The 17,165-nt window shown below is 66.0% G+C and carries 14 protein-coding genes, 1 pseudogene and 1 riboswitch; of the genes and pseudogenes, 14 read left to right on the top strand and 1 reads right to left on the bottom strand.

All coding sequences use genetic code 11. The annotated features are described in order from the left end of the window. Positions 1-67: 67 nt before the first annotated feature. The 5 genes from AKJ08_RS14230 to AKJ08_RS20945 all read left to right on the top strand — a co-directional run bounded on the left by AKJ08_RS14230 (position 68) and on the right by AKJ08_RS20945 (position 4,484). Positions 68-703: a DNA-3-methyladenine glycosylase gene (locus AKJ08_RS14230; protein ID WP_050726669.1), complete on the top strand. Its 636-nt coding sequence runs from the start codon at positions 68-70 to the stop codon at positions 701-703. Next, positions 700-1,344 (top strand): RNA polymerase sigma factor, encoded by a 645-nt coding sequence (locus AKJ08_RS14225; protein ID WP_050726668.1) that lies wholly within the window; start codon positions 700-702, stop codon positions 1,342-1,344. Before AKJ08_RS14230 ends, AKJ08_RS14225 begins: the two co-directional genes overlap by 4 nt. A 5-nt stretch (positions 1,345-1,349) precedes the next feature. After that, the gene (locus AKJ08_RS14220) at positions 1,350-1,586 is read left to right on the top strand and encodes an anti-sigma factor family protein (protein WP_050726667.1); all 237 of its coding nucleotides are present in this window, start codon (positions 1,350-1,352) and stop codon (positions 1,584-1,586) included. A gap of 4 nt (positions 1,587-1,590) precedes the next feature. Further along, positions 1,591-2,646, top strand: coding sequence for a radical SAM protein (locus AKJ08_RS14215; RefSeq protein ID WP_240475354.1), 1,056 nt, complete (start codon positions 1,591-1,593; stop codon positions 2,644-2,646). 572 nt (positions 2,647-3,218) lie between these two features. Beyond that, positions 3,219-4,484, top strand: coding sequence for a trypsin-like serine protease (locus AKJ08_RS20945; protein WP_157370703.1), 1,266 nt, complete (start codon positions 3,219-3,221; stop codon positions 4,482-4,484). On the opposite strand, the pseudogene AKJ08_RS20940 reads toward AKJ08_RS20945, so the two are convergent. Next, positions 4,456-5,615 (bottom strand): annotated as a pseudogene (locus AKJ08_RS20940) (IS30 family transposase). The gene AKJ08_RS20945 and the pseudogene AKJ08_RS20940 overlap by 29 nt on opposite strands. 69 nt (positions 5,616-5,684) lie before the next feature. Between AKJ08_RS20940 and AKJ08_RS14205 the strand changes: the two are divergent. The 9 genes from AKJ08_RS14205 (at position 5,685) to AKJ08_RS14165 (ending at position 17,061) form a co-directional block, all read left to right on the top strand. Then, positions 5,685-6,848: a hypothetical protein gene (locus tag AKJ08_RS14205; protein ID WP_157370702.1), complete on the top strand. Its 1,164-nt coding sequence runs from the start codon at positions 5,685-5,687 to the stop codon at positions 6,846-6,848. A gap of 34 nt (positions 6,849-6,882) precedes the next feature. After that, positions 6,883-8,396, top strand: a protein-coding gene (locus AKJ08_RS14195) for an IS3 family transposase (RefSeq protein WP_157370701.1) whose coding sequence is annotated in 2 segments (ribosomal slippage) — positions 6,883-7,345 and positions 7,345-8,396 — 1,515 coding nt in all. Because the reading frame shifts where the segments join, the coding sequence is not laid out codon by codon here. A gap of 698 nt (positions 8,397-9,094) precedes the next feature. Next, entirely contained in the window at positions 9,095-10,123 is a 1,029-nt protein-coding gene (locus AKJ08_RS19430) for a hypothetical protein (protein ID WP_157370700.1), read from the top strand. Positions 10,124-10,274: 151 nt separating this feature from the next. Continuing rightward, entirely contained in the window at positions 10,275-10,835 is a 561-nt protein-coding gene (locus AKJ08_RS14190; protein ID WP_050726665.1) for a Uma2 family endonuclease, read from the top strand. 110 nt (positions 10,836-10,945) lie between these two features. Beyond that, positions 10,946-11,533: a Uma2 family endonuclease gene (locus tag AKJ08_RS14185; RefSeq protein WP_050726664.1), complete on the top strand. Its 588-nt coding sequence runs from the start codon at positions 10,946-10,948 to the stop codon at positions 11,531-11,533. Between the two features lie 139 nt (positions 11,534-11,672). After that, positions 11,673-13,151, top strand: a complete 1,479-nt coding sequence (gene ahcY, locus AKJ08_RS14180) for an adenosylhomocysteinase (protein WP_050727597.1) — start codon at positions 11,673-11,675, stop codon at positions 13,149-13,151. 134 nt (positions 13,152-13,285) lie between these two features. Continuing rightward, positions 13,286-13,498, top strand: a riboswitch (cobalamin riboswitch). Between the two features lie 107 nt (positions 13,499-13,605). Continuing rightward, positions 13,606-15,096, top strand: a complete 1,491-nt coding sequence (locus tag AKJ08_RS19425) for a beta propeller repeat protein (protein WP_157370699.1) — start codon at positions 13,606-13,608, stop codon at positions 15,094-15,096. A 117-nt stretch (positions 15,097-15,213) separates the two neighbouring features. Continuing rightward, entirely contained in the window at positions 15,214-15,597 is a 384-nt protein-coding gene (gene apaG, locus AKJ08_RS14170) for a Co2+/Mg2+ efflux protein ApaG (protein WP_050727596.1), read from the top strand. A gap of 162 nt (positions 15,598-15,759) precedes the next feature. Further along, entirely contained in the window at positions 15,760-17,061 is a 1,302-nt protein-coding gene (locus AKJ08_RS14165; protein ID WP_240475351.1) for a M18 family aminopeptidase, read from the top strand. Positions 17,062-17,165: the final 104 nt, after the last annotated feature.

The raw sequence follows: 17,165 nt of genomic DNA, 5'->3' as shown, positions 1-17,165 counted from the left end.
CCTCCACTCGCCTCCGACATCGAATGTTCGAAAGGAAGAGTCGGCGACGGATCGCCGTTCCAGAGGAATGGTCCTCCCTCTTCCCCGCTCGTTCTACGACCGGCCGACCGTCGAGGTCGCCAGGGACCTGCTCGGATGCGTGCTCCACCGCCGGATCGGTGGGCGGCACCTCTCCGGGCGGGTGGTCGAGACCGAGGCCTACGTCGGCCCGGAGGACCTCGCATGTCATACGTCGAAAGGCCTGACGCCGCGCACCGAGCCGATGTTCGGCAGCCCTGGCCACGCGTACGTCTACTTGATCTACGGGCTGCACCACTGCCTGAACGTGGTGACCGAGGGGCCCGGATCGGGGACGGCCGTGCTCATCCGGGCGCTCGAGCCGCTCTCGGGGCTCTCGCCGGAGGCGCGCACCGACGGCCCCGCGAGGTTGACCCGCGTGTTCGAGGTCAATCGGGACTTCAACCGATGGGATCTCACGAGCGGGGAGGAGCTGTGGATCGAAGCGCCCGACCGTCCTCGCGAGCCCATCGAGGTGGGGAAGCGGATCGGAGTGGAGTACGCGAAGGAGTGGGCGGACGCCCCCTTGCGGTTCTGGCTCTCGGGCAACCGCTGGGTCTCGGTTGTGCCTCGCCGGCCGCGGGGGCCCGTGGTAGAAGCGCCTTCCCTCCAGCGATCGGCAAAGGACCGGCCCGACCGAGCATGAGCAAGCCAAGCGCCAACCTCGCCGCCCAGGCCCCCGAGGTCACGGACGACGCGCTGGTGACCCGCTTCCAGGACGGGCAGGATCGGCTTGCGTTCGACGAGCTCGTGCGGCGCCACCGCAACCGCGTCTACGCCCTCGCGCTGCGGATGATGAAGAACGAGGACGAGGCGCTGGAGATCGTCCAGGACACCTTCCTCCAGGTCTTCCGCAAGCTCCCCGAGTTCCGCGGCGAGTCGCTCTTCGGCTCCTGGGTCCACCGGATCGCCGCGAACTTCGCGCTGATGAAGCTCCGCCGCAAGAAGCTGGTGGATCAGTTCGAGGCGCCCCTCGAGACCGAGACCGAGGACGGGATGTTCTCGAGCGACGGCCGCTGGGAGGTCTACCCGACCGGCATGTGGGGACGCCGCGCCGACGACCTCGCCCTCGACGCGGAGCTGCGCGAGAAGCTCGTGGCCGCGGTGGAGAAGCTGCCCGAGGCCCACCGCGCGGTCTTCATGCTCCGGGACTTCGACGGCCTGTCGTACAACGAGATCGCCGATGCCCTCGAGACCTCGGTCCCGGCGGTCAAGAGTCGGTTGCACCGCGCGCGGCTTGCGCTGCGCGAGGACCTCGCCCTCTACTTCGAGGGGAGGGAAGCGTGAGCGCCATGGCCAAGACGAGCTGCAGGGATTGCGTCGATCTCCTGGTCGACTACCTCGAGGGTGTGCTTCCCGAGGATCGCGAGAAGGCCCTGGACGAGCACTTCATGGCCTGCCCGCCGTGCCTGGACTTCCTCGACCAGTACCGCGCGTCGTCCTCGCTCTGCCGGAAGGCCATCGAGACCGATATGCCCGACGCCCTCGCCGCCAAGCTCGGCGAGTTCCTGAACAAGAGCTGCAAGTAGCGCCTTGAACGCCCTCCCTCTCGCGCCGCCGTCGCGGATCGTGCTCCAGGATCTCACCGAGGCAGGCGCCATCGAGTCTCTCGGCGCCCTCGGCGCGACGCCTTCCGAGGCCCGCAAGGTCTGGTCCGCCGCGGTGAAGCGCCGGCGTCTGATCGGCGAGATCCGCCAGACCGCCCAGGTGCGCCGCACGGTCTTCGACGCGGTGGAGGCCGCGTGCGCGACGCCGCGCCTCGAGGTGATCGCGCGCCGCACCGATCCCGCCGACGGCTTCACGAAGTACCTCTTCGGCCTCGAGGACGGGCAGCGCGTCGAGGCGGTGCGGATCCCGATCTTCGACACCCACTACGTGGTCTGCGTGAGCTCCCAGGTGGGCTGCGCGCTGGCGTGCGACTTCTGCGCGACGGGGCGCATGGGCTTCAAGCGCAACCTGCGGCCGTGGGAGATTGTGGAGCAGATCTTCACCATCCGTGAAGAGGCGGATCGCCCGGTGAAGGGCGTGGTCTTCATGGGGATGGGCGAGCCCTTCCTCAACTACCGCAACGTGATCGCGGCGGCGCAGATCCTCTCGGCGCCAGCAGGCGGCGCGATCGAGGGACGCTCGATCACGATCTCCACCGCGGGCTGGATCCCGATGATCGAGCGCTTCACAGACGAGGGGCATCCGTATCGCCTCGCGGTGAGCCTCACCTCGGCGATCCCCGAGAAGCGCGTCGACGTGATGCCGATCGAGAAGCGCTGGCCGCTCCCGGACCTGATGGCGGCGGTGCGGCGCCACGCAATCGCCCGTCGTACGCGAGCCATGCTCGCCTACGTGGTGATCCGCGGCTTCAACACCGGCTACGAGGACGCGGTGGCCCTCAAGGAGCTGGTGGGCGACACGCCGGTGAAGATCGATCTCATCGAGGTGAACGACGCTTCGGGCCGCTACCTCCCGCCGGACAAGGAGGAGCTCGAGCGCTTCCGCGATCACCTGCAGATCCTCGGCGCGCCGGTGGTGCGCCGCTACTCGGGCGGCAAGTCGATCGAGGGCGCGTGCGGGATGCTTGCGGGGGGCGGGTAGGACCGCCAGTTCCACAAGGCACTCTCGTCCTCTACTGACTTCGTAGGATGCGACTGTTTCCGCGCTGACATCGGTTCTGGCTCCTGGTGCCCCTCTGCGTTCGCTCGATGTGCTGTGGAATGTCCGCGATCGGTTCCTGATCGAACGAGGCTACGACTAGGCGGAGCGCGTGCTCACTTTGCCGTTCGCCGTGTCTTGACCTCTTGAGACACCCTTGTCGAACGAAAATCCCCGCCTGGCAGGTGCGCGCTGACCCGAAACGCCCACTTAGCCTGCACCGGTGCCAGTCGACGACGGTGGCTCCGATAAAAAGACCTGCGGAGTCGACACGCGTATCCCCGCAGGAGTCGTCGGAAATCACATGCCGGGTCGGCGTGCGAAACGGCTCGGTAGATTCCGTTTCGCTTCCGAGGTGCCCGCCGAAAAATTCTTGATCCGTTGATACTCAAACAAAAAAGCGGAGAGCGTTTCGCTTGACATCATCGTGGCGCTGACGTCAGCATGCCACGAGGGTTCCATGTAGTTTCCCGTGGTGGTCGAAGTAGAAGTACCAACATAAAGGGAGGTCTCATATGGAGTGTCGACATATGAATCGTTGCGCTAGCACGGCGATAGCTGGGATCGCGACGATCTTTGCGATCATTGCCGGCGCGTGTGGGGCAAGTACTACGCCAGCGACAGACTCAATCGGAACGGTCGGCAACGCGCTCACCGGCCCGGGTGTGGAAACATACGATGGTTCGACGGCGCAACAGCTGGAAACGATCGATGGGATCGCTGGTACCGTTGTCGAGATTGGGTACGACCAGTACGTCAGTGGTATGTTCGCCGTGTCTATGCGCTGTACGGGCGTCCTCGTCGCCCGAGATCGGGTGCTTACATCGGCACTTTGCATCTCGGATCCAAAAGGCCCCTCCATCTTCCCACCTTCGGCGATTGTGGTCGCTTTGCCGAAGGACGGCGACCCGACGCCGGATCTTCTGTTTGTGTCCGACGTTTGGATCGCCCCTGGGAGCGGAGGGGCCGCCGCCTCGTCGCAAGACCTTGCGGTTATCAAGCTACAGGAAGCTGTCGATCCTACACGAATCGAGCAGGTTGCGCCTGTGTTTCTCGGTGATATCGAGTCCGCTCTTGCGGACGGAACGCTGGTTGCTGACGGCGCGTTTGTTGCGGGTTTCGGCCCTGATTGCCTGCGGTGTGATGGCCACACCGTATGGGGACATCGTCGGATGGGCGCGCTTGGAAGCCCAGTTCGGCTTGAGGGAAGTAGCGGACATCCATGGCTGAAGTCTCGAGTCCCTGCTAACCCTGGCGTAGATTCCGGAGCAATCTTCGCAGAATCGCCGGATCCTGGCATCGACGGATTGGATCGTGGCGGGCCGCTCTTTCTCCGTGACTCACGCTCTGGGCGCTACGTCGTAGTCGGAACCTATGTTGGACGTGTCCTCGATTTGGATGGAACCGGCGAATCCTTTGGGTTCACTTATCTCGGTCGGGCCGGAGACGTTCCTTCCTTCGATCACGCGGAGGCGATTCGTCCCTTCCTCGGCGATTTTACGGACGGCGAGCCCTGTCCGTCGGAATCGGACCAGCGCCATCTCGGCACCGTCAATTCGAACCTGGACGCGGAAGAGGCCCTTGGCCGAACTTCTACAAGGATGAAGTACCTCGCCGATCGCTGCGATCCAGTTCCGTTGGTTGTTTTCGGCGAGTCCGTGCCTCGGACTCGGGGTACATCCGACCCACTCTCTTTCACGGCTCGTTCATGGATTGGAAATGGGGCGCTTGTCCCCGACCGGATGGGCGGTCTCAAGTGGTCGACGCAACGAATGTGCTGAATACCTCACCCGGCGTCCTCCAGTCGAGCGTCTGTCTTGGGCGTCCGTTTAGTTGAGCTGCCACCGTATTGAGTTCTCGTCGGGTGTACGCACTGAGGTCCTTGCCCTTGGGGAAGTACTGGCGGAGTAGCCCGTTGGTGTTTTCGTTGCTGCCTCGCTGCCAGGGGCTGTGCGGGTCGCAGAAGTAGACGGAGACGTTCGTCTCAACGGAGAAGCGAGTGTGCTGAGCCATCTCCTTCCCCTGGTCCCACGTGATCGAGCGCCGGAGGCACTCTGGGAGGCGCCGAACTTCGGCGGCGAGCGCCTTGCGGACATCCTCCGCGGTCCTCCCGTTAGGCAAGGGGAACAGCACCACGAAACGGCTCTTGCGCTCGACCAGCGTACCGATCGCCGATTTGCTGTCCTTCCCTATGATCAGATCGCCTTCCCAATGCCCAGGAACCGCGCGGTCTTCGGCTTCCGCCGGCCGTTCGCTGATCATCACCATGTCGCTGATCTTGCCCCTGAGATCGGTGCGCTTGCCCGGGTGCCGCCGGGTTCGTCCCGTCCGAAGGCAGGTGGCGAGTTCCTTCCGGAGAGCCCCGCGGGCCTGCACGAAAAGGGAGCTGTAGATGGTCTCGTGTGACACGCGAAGCTCGGGGCCTTGGGGTGGTCGACCTTCAGCCTCGCAGCAATTTGCTGCGGCGACCACCGCTGGCGCAGGCCTTCCTCTACCGCCTGGCGAAGCCCGGCGTTCTCCACGAGCTTGAAGGGCTTGGGCCGACGGGCTCGCTGGCGCGCCCCTTTCTCAGCGAGGTGCGCCCGGTACGCCTCACGCCCCCCAGCCGCCCGGACCTCGCGCGATACCGTCGACGGCGCGCGCCCGATCTTCGTGGCGATCTTTCGGAACGACTCGCCGGCTTGGATGCCGCGTGAGACCTCCTCGCGTTCGACCACGGAGAGCCTTGCCTCCGACCGCGTGGGGGCCCGAGGGGCCACGCCGCCTGTCTTACGGAGGAGGCGATGGACCGATTTCGCCGAGCACCCAACCGCCGCCGCGGCGACAGCTAGCGAATCGCCATTTCGGAACCGGCGATGGAGCTCCAGGTGATCGTCGATGGTCAGCCGACTTGCCTTGCTACGAGCCCACATTCCTCGGCACCTCTCAGGCGGAGGGTGCCACAGACGCACCCCGTGGTGCGTTCACCGATTGAGACCGCCATGGAAAAAATGGCCTACCGGTTTTGCGATTGCTATGACGACGATGGCAAGCCAATCTTCGACGACGTTTGCCTCCTAGACCGCTGCGGGGCGGAGCTCGTGCATGACTCCAAAACGCCATGGGTCAAGATTGATGTATCCAGGCAGATGCCGGACGGCACCTGGGGTACGAATCGAGGAGATGGAGGAGGAGGGGATGTGCGGGTCCGCGAGGGCGTCGCGGGCGGCGTCGAAGGGAATCAGGAAGACCTTCGATGGGATTGGGAAAAGGATATCGATAGCGGGAAGGTTTTTGCCGCCGGTCAGCGTGTGTATGGATTCCTCGGCTCCACGTTGGTCCGGACCGACGAATACCGTAGCCGCAGGGACAACGAGTGGGATGGCGCTCTTCGATCCTCGGTGTCTTTCGTGATGATCGAGGGGGCGATTGATCCACTCCAAGGCGTAACGATGAGGCGATGCCTGGTCCCTGGGTGTATGCCCTTCGTGAATCCGAGGGACTTGTATGAGATCGTTTCGAATGAAGGACGAAATTCGATCATCAATCCGGCCGTGCTGGGATGGAACGATCTGGATAAGTTCGTAATCTCGCGAGGCGGGGGCGTCTGGCAGGAGCTGAAGTCTTCAATCGATTCCGATCTTCAGAAGATCCTGAGCAACGGGTCCGAGATTACCTGGATCACCGCTGTGGAGAGCGCGGATGCCCTCGCCACCGCGGGGCTGGAGGCGCGCGCCGTGATGGTGACGTCTCAGGGCGCGGTGATTCCGGTCGTAGCGATTAAGGGAAAGGGCTTGGTGGTTGGTGGCATGGCTAGTGCGATGCGTCACGGCACTAGTGATACGGCCGCTGCCCTTTCGGCTGCCGAAGCGGTAGCCCAGGCCGAAGCGATGTCCACTGCCAAGGTATCTTTGCCGCCGAACGGGCGTGCGCTTTACACGGCGAGTGAGGGGGCAATTTATCAGGTATGGGGGAGCTCGAAGGTCGACAGCGGCGGAGTTCTCAAGACTGAGATCGATTCGGGCGTGACAACCGCGACCCAATTCACGGGCGTCAATCCCTCGGGAACGATCCTTGGGGCGGCATATGATCCCCGCCTATCCAGGCTTTACGTCCTGGATACCCCCCTGTGTCAGCGTAGTTGTCGCCTCGTCGTGACAGCGTAGGTCGATCAAGTAGGGGGCGAAGAGCAGGTTGGAGATGGGTCGGACTCCGTACTCCGAGGGGTTCAAGGCGAAGATGGTGGAGAAGCTTACGGGGCCGCACGCGATGTCGGCGACTGCGCTTGCAAGGCAGTCCGGGATTGCCCAGGCGACGCTCTCCCGTTGGCTGCTGGATGCGGGTAGGCTCGGCGTCAAGATGGACGACCGCGACGACAAGAGCACCCGCCAGTGGACCAGCGAGGAAAAGCTGCAGGTCCTGATCGAGACAGCGAGCTTGAGTGATGACGAGCTCGGCTCGTACCTCCGCCAGAAGGGACTGCACAAAGCCCAGCTCGATGAGTGGCGCGCAACTGCCGTCGCTAGCCTTGGGAGCGCAGCAGCGCGTCGTTCTGTTGGGCCTGATGCGAAGCGGGTTCGCGAGCTCGAGCGCGAGCTCAGGCGTAAGGAGAAGGCGCTCGCGGAGACCGCCGCGCTCCTCGTCCTCAAAAAAAAAGTGCAGGAGATCTGGGGGGACGAGGACGACGACACAGACGGGAAGAGCGGAAGATGATCCTCGAGCTCCTCGACGAGGCTGTCGTCAGCGGCGCAAGATTCGAGAGAGCCTGCGAGGAGATTGGCTTGAGCGCTCGGTCGGTGCAGCGATGGCGCGCAGGAGCCGAGGACGATCTCCGATGTGGGCCGCTGACGGCGCCGCGAAACAAGCTCAGCGAGGCCGAGCAGCAGAGGATTCTCGCGCTCGTAACCTCGCCCAAGTTCCGGGATTTGTCGCCCGCGCAGATCGTTCCGCTCCTTGCGGATGAAGGCATCTACGTCGCTTCCGAGGCGACGATCTACCGCTTGCTCCGCAGGGAAAAGCTTCTGAAGCACCGGCAGGCGTCGCGGCCTCCGATGCGTCGCAAGCGGCCTGAGCATGTCGCCACCGGGCCGAACCAGGTCTGGGTTTGGGACATCACGTATCTGCGGGGACCGATTCGCGGCATGTTCTTTCGCCTCTACACGATCCTCGATCTCTGGAGTCGGAAGGTAGTTGGCTGGGCCGTGCACGACGTCGAGTCCGAGGAGCTTGCGAAGGAGCTCTTCGTCGAGGCCTGCCGGCGTTTGGACGTCAATCCGAACGGCATGGTGTTCCACGCCGACAACGGCGCGGCGATGAAAGGCTCGACCTTGCAGGCCACGCTTCAGGTGCTCGGCGTCGTCCCGTCGTTCAGCCGCCCCCGGGTGAGCAACGACAACGCGTTCGCGGAGGCGCACTTCCGCACGATGAAGTATCGGCCTGACTTCCCGTCGAGGCCGTTCGCCTCGCTCGCCGTGGCACGTGCCTGGGTCGAGAGTTTCGTCGCTTGGTACAACGCGACGCACCTCCACAGTGGAATCCGGTTTGTGACTCCCGCGCAGCGCCATGCCGGACAGGACCTCGCGATTCTCGAGAAGCGTGCTGGCGTCTATGCGGCTGCGCGCGAGCGATGGCCCGAACGCTGGAGCGGTTCTACGAGAAACTGGTCTCGCATTCAGCACGTAAGGCTCACGCCAGAGAGGACCGCGGCCGCATGACCGGGGAGGCGACAACTATGTTGACACTCACCGCTCTCGGTAACCCTGGAGGGAGAGATCGTTCTCACTGCTGCCCACACTGCGAGCTACACATCTTGGCTGATCCAGCTAAAGCCAAACGGCCTGCCGGCTTTTTTGGGCAAACGCGGTCGGGACGGCGAGCCTCTCGAGGCTCCGGTCACGGGCACGCTCGGTCCAGTGCTCCCGGTCCGGGATGCCAATGGGGAGCTCCGCATGGATAGCCTTGAGCCGCGTGAGTTCGTTAAGGGGGAGCCATGCACCGCTCTATAATCGGTTCGCTGGCTGTTGCGGTGATCACCGGTGCGGCGGCCTCATTCCTATGCATGGCTGCCTGCACTGATGGCATCCGGGGGCCGCTTCCGAGCGGCCCTTCGGGGAGCGGCGGTAAGGGCGGAGGCGGAGGACATCCTTCGATCGGCGGCGCAGGGGGCGAAGTGGCGTCTGGAACCGGTGGAGCGGCCGGCGCCCCCGATCCCTTTCCGCTGTGGCTCGGGGACGACTCGATCTGGAGGTCAGGTCTCGAGAGCCCATTCGATACCAGCGGTTGTAGGATTCTCGAAGCCGATCCCGCCGAGCTTCCGGTCCAGGCGCTTCAGTGGGCGAACTGTGGTTCAGGCTGCGAAAGAGCCGATACGTCTCAGGGGTTCGGCTCGGGTTTGAATCCTCGATTGAGTACCATGTTTGCAGAGGGCGAAGAGCGGGCTGTCCTAACGACGTCTTATTCTTTTCTTTACGATTCGAAGACCTTGGGTGAGAGCGCGCGAGGTCTGAGGAGAATCATCGATCTTGGAACCGGCAAGACGGTTGCAGCGTTGCAGCGGATCCGCGAGCCACTGATGCAACCATGTTCGTATCGTGTTTACAGCTTCGACAACGCTTTCCATGTGATGATGTCGACCGAGACCGACGAGCGGGAGCTGAAGATCGTAAAGGGGACCTGGGAGATTTCATACGGCCGCTGGCTTTGGCAGAAGCCACCACGGCTCGCCGACGCCAGGGATAAATATTGTTCAACGCTCGAGTTCCGAAATGGTGGTCGAACGTTCTTTCTTTGCCCTCAAACCATCAGCGCGTCGCTGGTTCCTGGGTCGAGCGATGTTTCGCTCCTGGATGACGTGGAGGATGGGTATATGGTCGAGTCTGGGGCGGAGGATGCAGATCTGGCCATTTGGGCTGAAAGGAAATCCTTCGAGAACGGTTCTCGGATTCGGGCATGGGCTCCTGACGGTCGCGGTTTGCGAACCGTCATCTCCGATCTCCCATGGCGGACGTGGGCAGTTGGATTGGATCGTGCCAGGATTGTCGGTGCAGCACGGGGAGTTGATGGGCTTCCTGGGGCAATCGCTGTTTGGTTCGCTCCGCGAGTTTTGGAAAAAGAGCCGAAAGTCACGCTTGGCCCTGTGATGGCTGGCCTGGTCGGCCTTCCGCAAAAAATAAAAAGCGCTGATGATTTCATTTCTGTCGAAGTCTTCAACGGGAATGAGAGTGGTCCTCGCGACACAAGTCTCATCCTCATTCGTACATCGGATTGGTCGAAACGTTGGTTCGGCTCTGTAGGCGAGCAGCTCCCCATCGACCACACGCTCACGAGCGAATACCTCTACGTCACCTATTCCGGCTGGGGAGCCAACTGGGGCAAAGACGCCAACTCCGTGTATCGATACGACCTGTCGAAGTTCGATTCCATCGGCGTTCCATTCAACTGATAGTGGGGCATGGGGGCGGGTACAGCCGGACCGGTCCAACCGGCGGGAGTCGGTTCGAGCGGCAAGTCGATCGAGGGCGCGAGCGGGATGCTCGCCGGGGGCGGGTAGGCGGGGTAGTGTCGGAGGGGCGTGCAAGACTCGGGGGATGAGCATGTCCGCAAAGAAATCCGGGAAGCGCCCGGCGACCTACGAGCAGCTCGAGGCGCTGCCGGAGCATTTCGTCGGCGAGATCGTGGAGGGCGAGCTGATCGCGAGCCCACGGCCCTCGGGCCGGCACTCGTTTGCCGCCTTGCAGCTCGGCTACGAGCTCAATGGCCCTTTCCACCGCGGGCGTAATGGCCCCGGAGGCTGGTGGATCCTCCTCGAGCCGGAGCTCCACTTGGGCCCGGACGTTCTCGTGCCGGACCTGGCGGCCTGGCGGCAGGAGCGGCTTCCCAGCGTCCGCCTCCCTTTCTTCGAGGTGGCGCCCGACTGGGTCTGCGAGGTGCTCTCGCCGTCGACCGCGCGCCTCGACCGGTTCCGCAAGATGCGACTCTATGCCCGGGCCGGTGTCGGGCACGTCTGGCTCCTCGATCCCCTCGAGCGCTCGCTCGAGGTGCTGCGAAACGACCACGGCCGATTCCTGATCGTCGAGGGCCACGAGGAGGCCGCACGGGTGCGGGCGGAGCCGTTCGACGAGGTGGAGCTCGACCTCCAGGCGCTCTGGGCGTAGCCCGTCGGATTTTGGTTGCCCGACGGTACGCCTCGCCGATCCGTCGGCGCGTGCGGGATGCCAGTCGGGCGGTAGTGTCGGAGGGGGCATGCAAGACTCGGGGGATTCGTATGACCGCGAAGAAGATCGGAAAACGCCCAGCGACCTACGAGCAGCTCGAGGCGCTCCCCGAGCACCTCATCGGCGAGATCGTGGAGGGCGAGCTTTGGGCATCGCCTCGCCCGGGTAATCGCCACGCCATGGTGAGCTCCGCGCTGGGCGGGGAGCTCTATGGCCCCTTCCAGATCGGTCGGAACGGCCCGGGCGGCTGGTGGATCGTCGACGAGCCGGAGCTGCACCTTGGCTCGGACGTGTTGGTCCCGGACCTCGCCGGATGGAGGAAGGAGAGCCTGCCCGTACCTCCGGACGCGCCCTTCTTCGAGCTTCCGCCCGACTGGGTCTGCGAGGTGCTCTCGCCCTCGACCGCGCGCCTCGACCGGATCCGCAAGATTCGCCTCTATGCCCGGGCCGGCGTCCGGTATGTCTGGCTCCTCGATCCGCTCGAGCGCTCGCTCCAGGTCCTTCGTAGCGAGCACAGTCGGTTTCTGATCGTTGGGGGTTTCGAGGAGAGCGAGCGGGCGCGGGCCGAGCCGTTCGAAGAGCTGGAGCTCGACCTCGAGGCGCTCTGGGGACCGATGCCCCCACGGGGCGAAGAATGAACCTACGAACGACCTTGTGGGGGGTGTGCCGTCGCGGTTGCGGTCGGGCTCCTCTCGCGCTATCCCCTCCGCCTCGACTCCTCACGAAAGGGAAGTCCACATGTCCTCGCCTGCCTCGATGACCCAGGTCCCCGCCTTCATGTCCACCGGGCTGCCGCTCGTCTCGGACCTGCCTTACAAGGTGCGCGACCTCTCGCCCGAGACGGTGCGCTTCGGCCGCAAGGAGATCGAGCTCGCCGAGCACGAGATGCCCGGCCTGATGGCGATCCGGAAGGAGTTCGCCGCGTCCAAGCCGCTGACCGGTTCGCGGATCATGGGTTCCCTCCACATGACCGTGCAGACGGCGGTGCTGATCGAGACGCTGGTGGAGCTCGGCGCCGACGTGCGCTGGGTCTCCTGCAACATCTTCTCGACCCAGGACCACGCCGCGGCCGCGGTGGTGGTGGGTCCCAAGGGCACCGCGAGCAAGCCCGCCGGCGTGCCGGTCTTCGCCTGGAAGGGCGAGACCCTCGAGGAGTACTGGTGGTGCACCCTCCAGGCACTCCGCTGGCCGGACGGGAAGGGCCCGACCCTCATCGTCGACGACGGCGGTGACGCGACCCTCCTGGTGCACAAGGGCCTCGAGGTGAGCCAGACCGGCAAGGCGCCGGATCCGGCCTCCACCAAGGTCTTCGAGGAGCAGGTGATCTTCACCCTCCTGCGCGACGTCCTCGCCATGGACCGCGGCTTCTGGGAGCCGATCGCCACCGGGATCCGCGGCGTGTCCGAGGAGACCACCACGGGTGTCCACCGCCTCTACGAGATGCAGAGGGACGGCACGCTCCTCTTCCCGGCGATCAACGTCAACGACTCGGTGACCAAGAGCAAGTTCGACAACCTCTACGGCTGCCGCCACTCCTTGATCGACGCGATCATGCGGGCCACCGACGTGATGATCGCCGGCAAGCGCGCGCTGGTCTGCGGCTTCGGAGACGTGGGCAAGGGCTCGGTGCAGTCGCTCAAGGGTCAGGACGCCAAGGTGTCGATCACCGAGATCGACCCGATCTGCGCGCTCCAGGCCTGCATGCAGGGCCTCGACGTGGTCACCCTCGAGGACGTCGTCGGGACCTTCGACATCTTCGTCACCACGACGGGCAACAAGGACATCATCACCGCCGAGCACATGCGGCAGATGAAGCACAACGCCATCGTCTGCAACATCGGCCACTTCGACAACGAGATCGACATGGCCGGCCTCGAGCGGATGCGCGAGCGCGGCGAGGTCGAGAAGATCGAGATCAAGCCCCAGGTCCACGAGTGGAAGTTCAAGGCCACCGGCCGGAGCATCATCGTGCTGGCGGAGGGGCGGCTCGTGAACCTCGGCTGCGCCACCGGCCACCCGAGCTTCGTGATGTCGAACTCCTTCTCCAACCAGGTGCTCGCGCAGCTCGACCTGCACGCCAACGCCGAAAAGTACGGCAAGACCGTGCAGACGCTCCCCAAGCACCTGGACGAGAAGGTGGCGCGCCTCCACCTCGACGCCTTCGGCGCCAAGCTCACGAAGCTCTCCAAGGAGCAGGCGAAGTACATCGGCGTGCCGGTGGACGGCCCCTTCAAGTCCGACCACTACCGGTACTAGGCCACGTATCGATAATCCGCCCCCCGCCGCGGCAGGGGGCGGATCGATGCAGGCGGGCCGCGAGCTGCCGCCGCTGCCGCGAGCCGTTGCACTGCGTCGGCCTTGACGGCTAGGGGACCTCCGCCTAGGTTGCGCGCCGGACGAAAGCCGTGGGTGCTCCGCTCGTCGCGGAGAAAAGGGAAGCCGGTTCGAAGCCGGCGCGGTTCCGCCACTGTAATCGGGTCAAGGCGCTTCCAAGGACGTGGCCACTCTCCCTCGCGTGGGAGGGGAAGGCCGGGAGCGCTGCAGGTCGCCTCGCGCGGCCTGCGCCCGAGAGCCAGGAAACCTGCCCAAGGCTGAAACGAAGACGTGCCCGTCCTCGGCGCGATGGTCGCGCCGATGCACGTTCGCAGGCGGCCCGATCTCGGGCGCCGTCGCGGCTCCCCGCGCGAAGGGGGGCGCGAGGTTTACGTACATGCAGTTCCGATCGATTGGCGGCGCCATGGGCGTCGCATGTCTCGTTTTGTCTTTTGCGTGCGGTGGCACGGAGGCGATTTCTAACGGTTTGGAGCCCGGCGGCAGCGGCGGCGACGCGGGTCAGGGCGGCACCGGCGGCACGGGCGGCGACGCGGGCCAGGGCGGCAGCGGCGGTGATGTAGGCCAGGGCGGCAGCGGCGGCGACGCAGGCCAGGGCGGCAGCGGCGGTGGCGCAGGCCAGGGCGGCAGCGGCGGCGACGCAGTCCAGGGCGGCAGCGGCGGCGACGCAGGCCAGGGCGGCAGCGGCGGTGACGCAGGCCAGGGCGGCACCGGCGGCGGCGCGGGCCAGGGCGGCAGCGGCGGTGACGCAGGCCAGGGCGGCATCGGCGGCGACGCGGGCCAGGGTGGCACCGGCGGCGATGCCGGCCAGGGTGGCACCGGCGGCGACGCGGGCCAGAGTGGCGGCACCGGAGGCACCGGAGGAGCTGGCGCGTGCATCCCCGAGACGGACTCGGGGCTCTGCTTGATCGCCGAGGCCTCGTGCGGTCCGATCCTGGTCACGGACGCCTGTGGCGAGCAGCGCGAGGTGGCTTGCGGCACCTGCGGCGCGGGTGAGCGCTGCGGCGTGGTCGAGGGTCGAAAGCAGTGCTTCGTCCCGCCGCCTCCTGCCTGGGACCATGCGTTCCAGTGGATCGTCCCCGATCCGGGCTACTGCCAGAAGGTGGCGGGTGACGCGCTGGGCCTCTGGGTCACCTGCGGCAGGGAGATCTTCGAGTGGGACGGCGACTCCACCTGGACCAGCCTGGGCTGGCCGGGGTCCTCCAATTCGACGGTCCGCGCGATCTGGGCGGACGGAGCGGGCACCCTCTGGCTCGCCGTCAACAACTCGTATCGGACCTTCCGATGGGACGGCGTCCATTGGACCCAGGCGGGCGGGACCCTCTCGCCGGTGCTCAACGCCCTCGGCGGCTCGAACGGCAACGTCTGGCTCGCGGGAGCCTCGGGAAACCTCTTCGGCTGGAGCGGCAGCGACTGGACGAAGGAGACCCTCGCGACCACGGAGAGCTTCTACGGCCTTTGGGCGGCGCCGAGCGGCGAGGCCTGGGTGGTTGGCAACGCGGGGACGATCTTCGCCCATGGTCCTTCCGGCTGGCTGTCCCAGGCGTCGAACACCACTGCGAAGCTGAACGCGATCCACGGCAGCAGCGCCACGGACGTGTGGGCGGTCGGTGAGAACGGCGTCGCCGTCCATTGGGACGGCTCGAGCTGGACCCACGTGCCCACCGGCACCACCGACACCATCGGCGGTGTCTGGGTGGTCTCGCCGAACGAGGCCTACATCCTCCTCATCACCGGGAAGCAGCTCCGGCGCTGGAACGGCACCACCTGGACCGCGATGCCGGCGGCGCCGAACGGCACGATCTCGCTCTGGGGCCTGGAATCCGGCGAGCTGATCTCCGTGGGAGTCGGCGTGGCTCTCTACCGCTGAGCGCTGCCGTGCCGGGTCCGCGCGAGCCTCGACGGGCCGCGCGGCCTCGGCGATCGGACGTGTCGACCGCGCGGCGCGCCTTTGCATTTGGGCGCGCCGCGGGGCATACCCTCTGCCATGTCCATCGCCGTCACCCAGGGGATCCGCGTGCAGGTCCGTCCGGCCTTCTGGTCGGAGCGTTCCGACGCCGCAAGAGGGATCTACGCGTTCACCTACACGATCCGGATCAGCAACGAGGGTGAGGGGCCCGCCCGCCTCCGGCGCCGCCACTGGTTCATCCAGGACGGCGTGGGCCGGGAGGAGGAAGTCGAGGGTCCGGGCGTCGTGGGGAAGGAGCCCAATCTTTCTCCTGGTGAAACATTCGAATACACGAGCTGGGTGCCCCTGCAGACGCCCATCGGGACGATGCGCGGCACGTTCACGATGGAGCGGCCAGACGGCAGCACCTTCGAGGCCGAGGTGGCCGAGTTCGTGTTGGCGCTGCCTGACGCGCTTCACTGAGGACCCCACCCCGCGCGGGGCGACTGGTGGCCGCGGGCGCTTCACCCCGCGTGGAGCGGAACGGGTTCCGGCATGCGCAGGTCCGTGAAGCCCGACGCCGGTTGACGCTGGCCTCCCGGCGCGGGTAATCCGGAGCGAACGTCTCTCTCCGGAGCACCTCCCTTGCGCAAGCCCTCCTCGCCTCCCTCGATCCACTCGACCACGGCAGACCTCCTCGCGTTCATCGAGGCCAGCCCGACGCCGTACCACTGCGTGGCGGAGGTCGAGCGCCGCGCCGCCGCGGCGGGATTCCTGCGCGTGGAAGAAGGCGACGCCTGGGATCTCGAGCCCGGCCGCGGCTACATGGTGGCCCGCAGCGGAGCCATCGTCCTCTTCCGGGTGGGAATGGGCGCTGCGGCGGACGCGGGCTTTCGCCTCGTCGGCGCGCACACGGACTCGCCCAACCTCAGGGTGAAGCCGAACGCGGACTTCACCAAGGACGGCTACCGCCAGCTCGGCGTGGAGGTCTACGGCGGCGTGCTCACGCACACCTGGCTCGACCGCGACCTCGGCCTGGCCGGCAAGGTGGTGCTCCGCGGCGACGAGCCCGGCGGCCTGGAGCGGCGCCTGGTGACCATGGCGCGTCCGATGGCACGGGTGGCCTCCCTCGCGATCCACCTCGACCGCGAGGTCACGAAGAAGGGCCTCATCCTGAACAACCAGCTCCACCTCCCGCCGGTGCTGGCGCTGACGGACGACTCGCTTCCGAAGAACCTCCGCGCAGTCCTCGCCGCCGAGCTCGAGGTCGAGGAGGAGCGGATCCTCTCGTGGGATCTCTCGCTGATGGACGTGCAGCCGCCCGCGGTCGGCGGTCTGCGCGGTGAGTTCATCTTCTCGCCCCGCCTCGACAATCAGGCGTCCTGCCACGCCGCCCTGACCGCGCTCCTCCGCGCGCCGGCGGCGCAGTCCACCCAGATCGCCTGCCTCTATGATCACGAGGAGGTGGGGAGCGGCTCGACCTCTGGCGCGGGCGGCTCGCTGGTCGAGGACGTGCTCACCCGGATCGCGGCAGGTGGCGCCGAGGCGCTGCATCGGGCCTCCGCGCGCTCCTGGCAGATCTCCGCCGACATGGCCCACGCGCTCCACCCGAACTTCACCGACAAGCACGAGCCCCACCACCAGCCCCGGCTGAACGGCGGCCCGGTGATCAAGGTGAACGCCCAGCAGCGCTACGCTACGGACGCGGAGGGCGAGGCCTTCTTCGAGCTCCTCTGCAGGGACGCGAACGTCCCTTTCCAGAAGTTCGTGAGCCGCACCGATCTCGCCTGCGGGAGCACGATCGGGCCGATCTCGTCCGCGCGGCTCGGCATCCGCACCATCGACGTCGGGAATCCGATGCTCTCCATGCACTCGATCCGCGAGCAGGGGGGCGCCGAGGATCCGGAGCGAATGGCGGCGGTCCTTGCGCGCTTCTTCGAGGCCTGATCGGCACCGCGAGCCCCCCGGGAGCCCCAGGGGAGCCCCAGGGGAGCTGGAGCAGCCGAGCAAACGGAAAGGAGCGCTCTCGCGCTGGCGCCGCGTCCATCGGA

The sequence above is a fragment of the Vulgatibacter incomptus genome (assembly GCF_001263175.1).
GTDB lineage: Bacteria > Myxococcota > Myxococcia > Myxococcales > Vulgatibacteraceae > Vulgatibacter > Vulgatibacter incomptus.
Note: the sequence above shows the minus strand (reverse complement) of the source record. Positions and strands in the feature narration are given on the sequence as shown.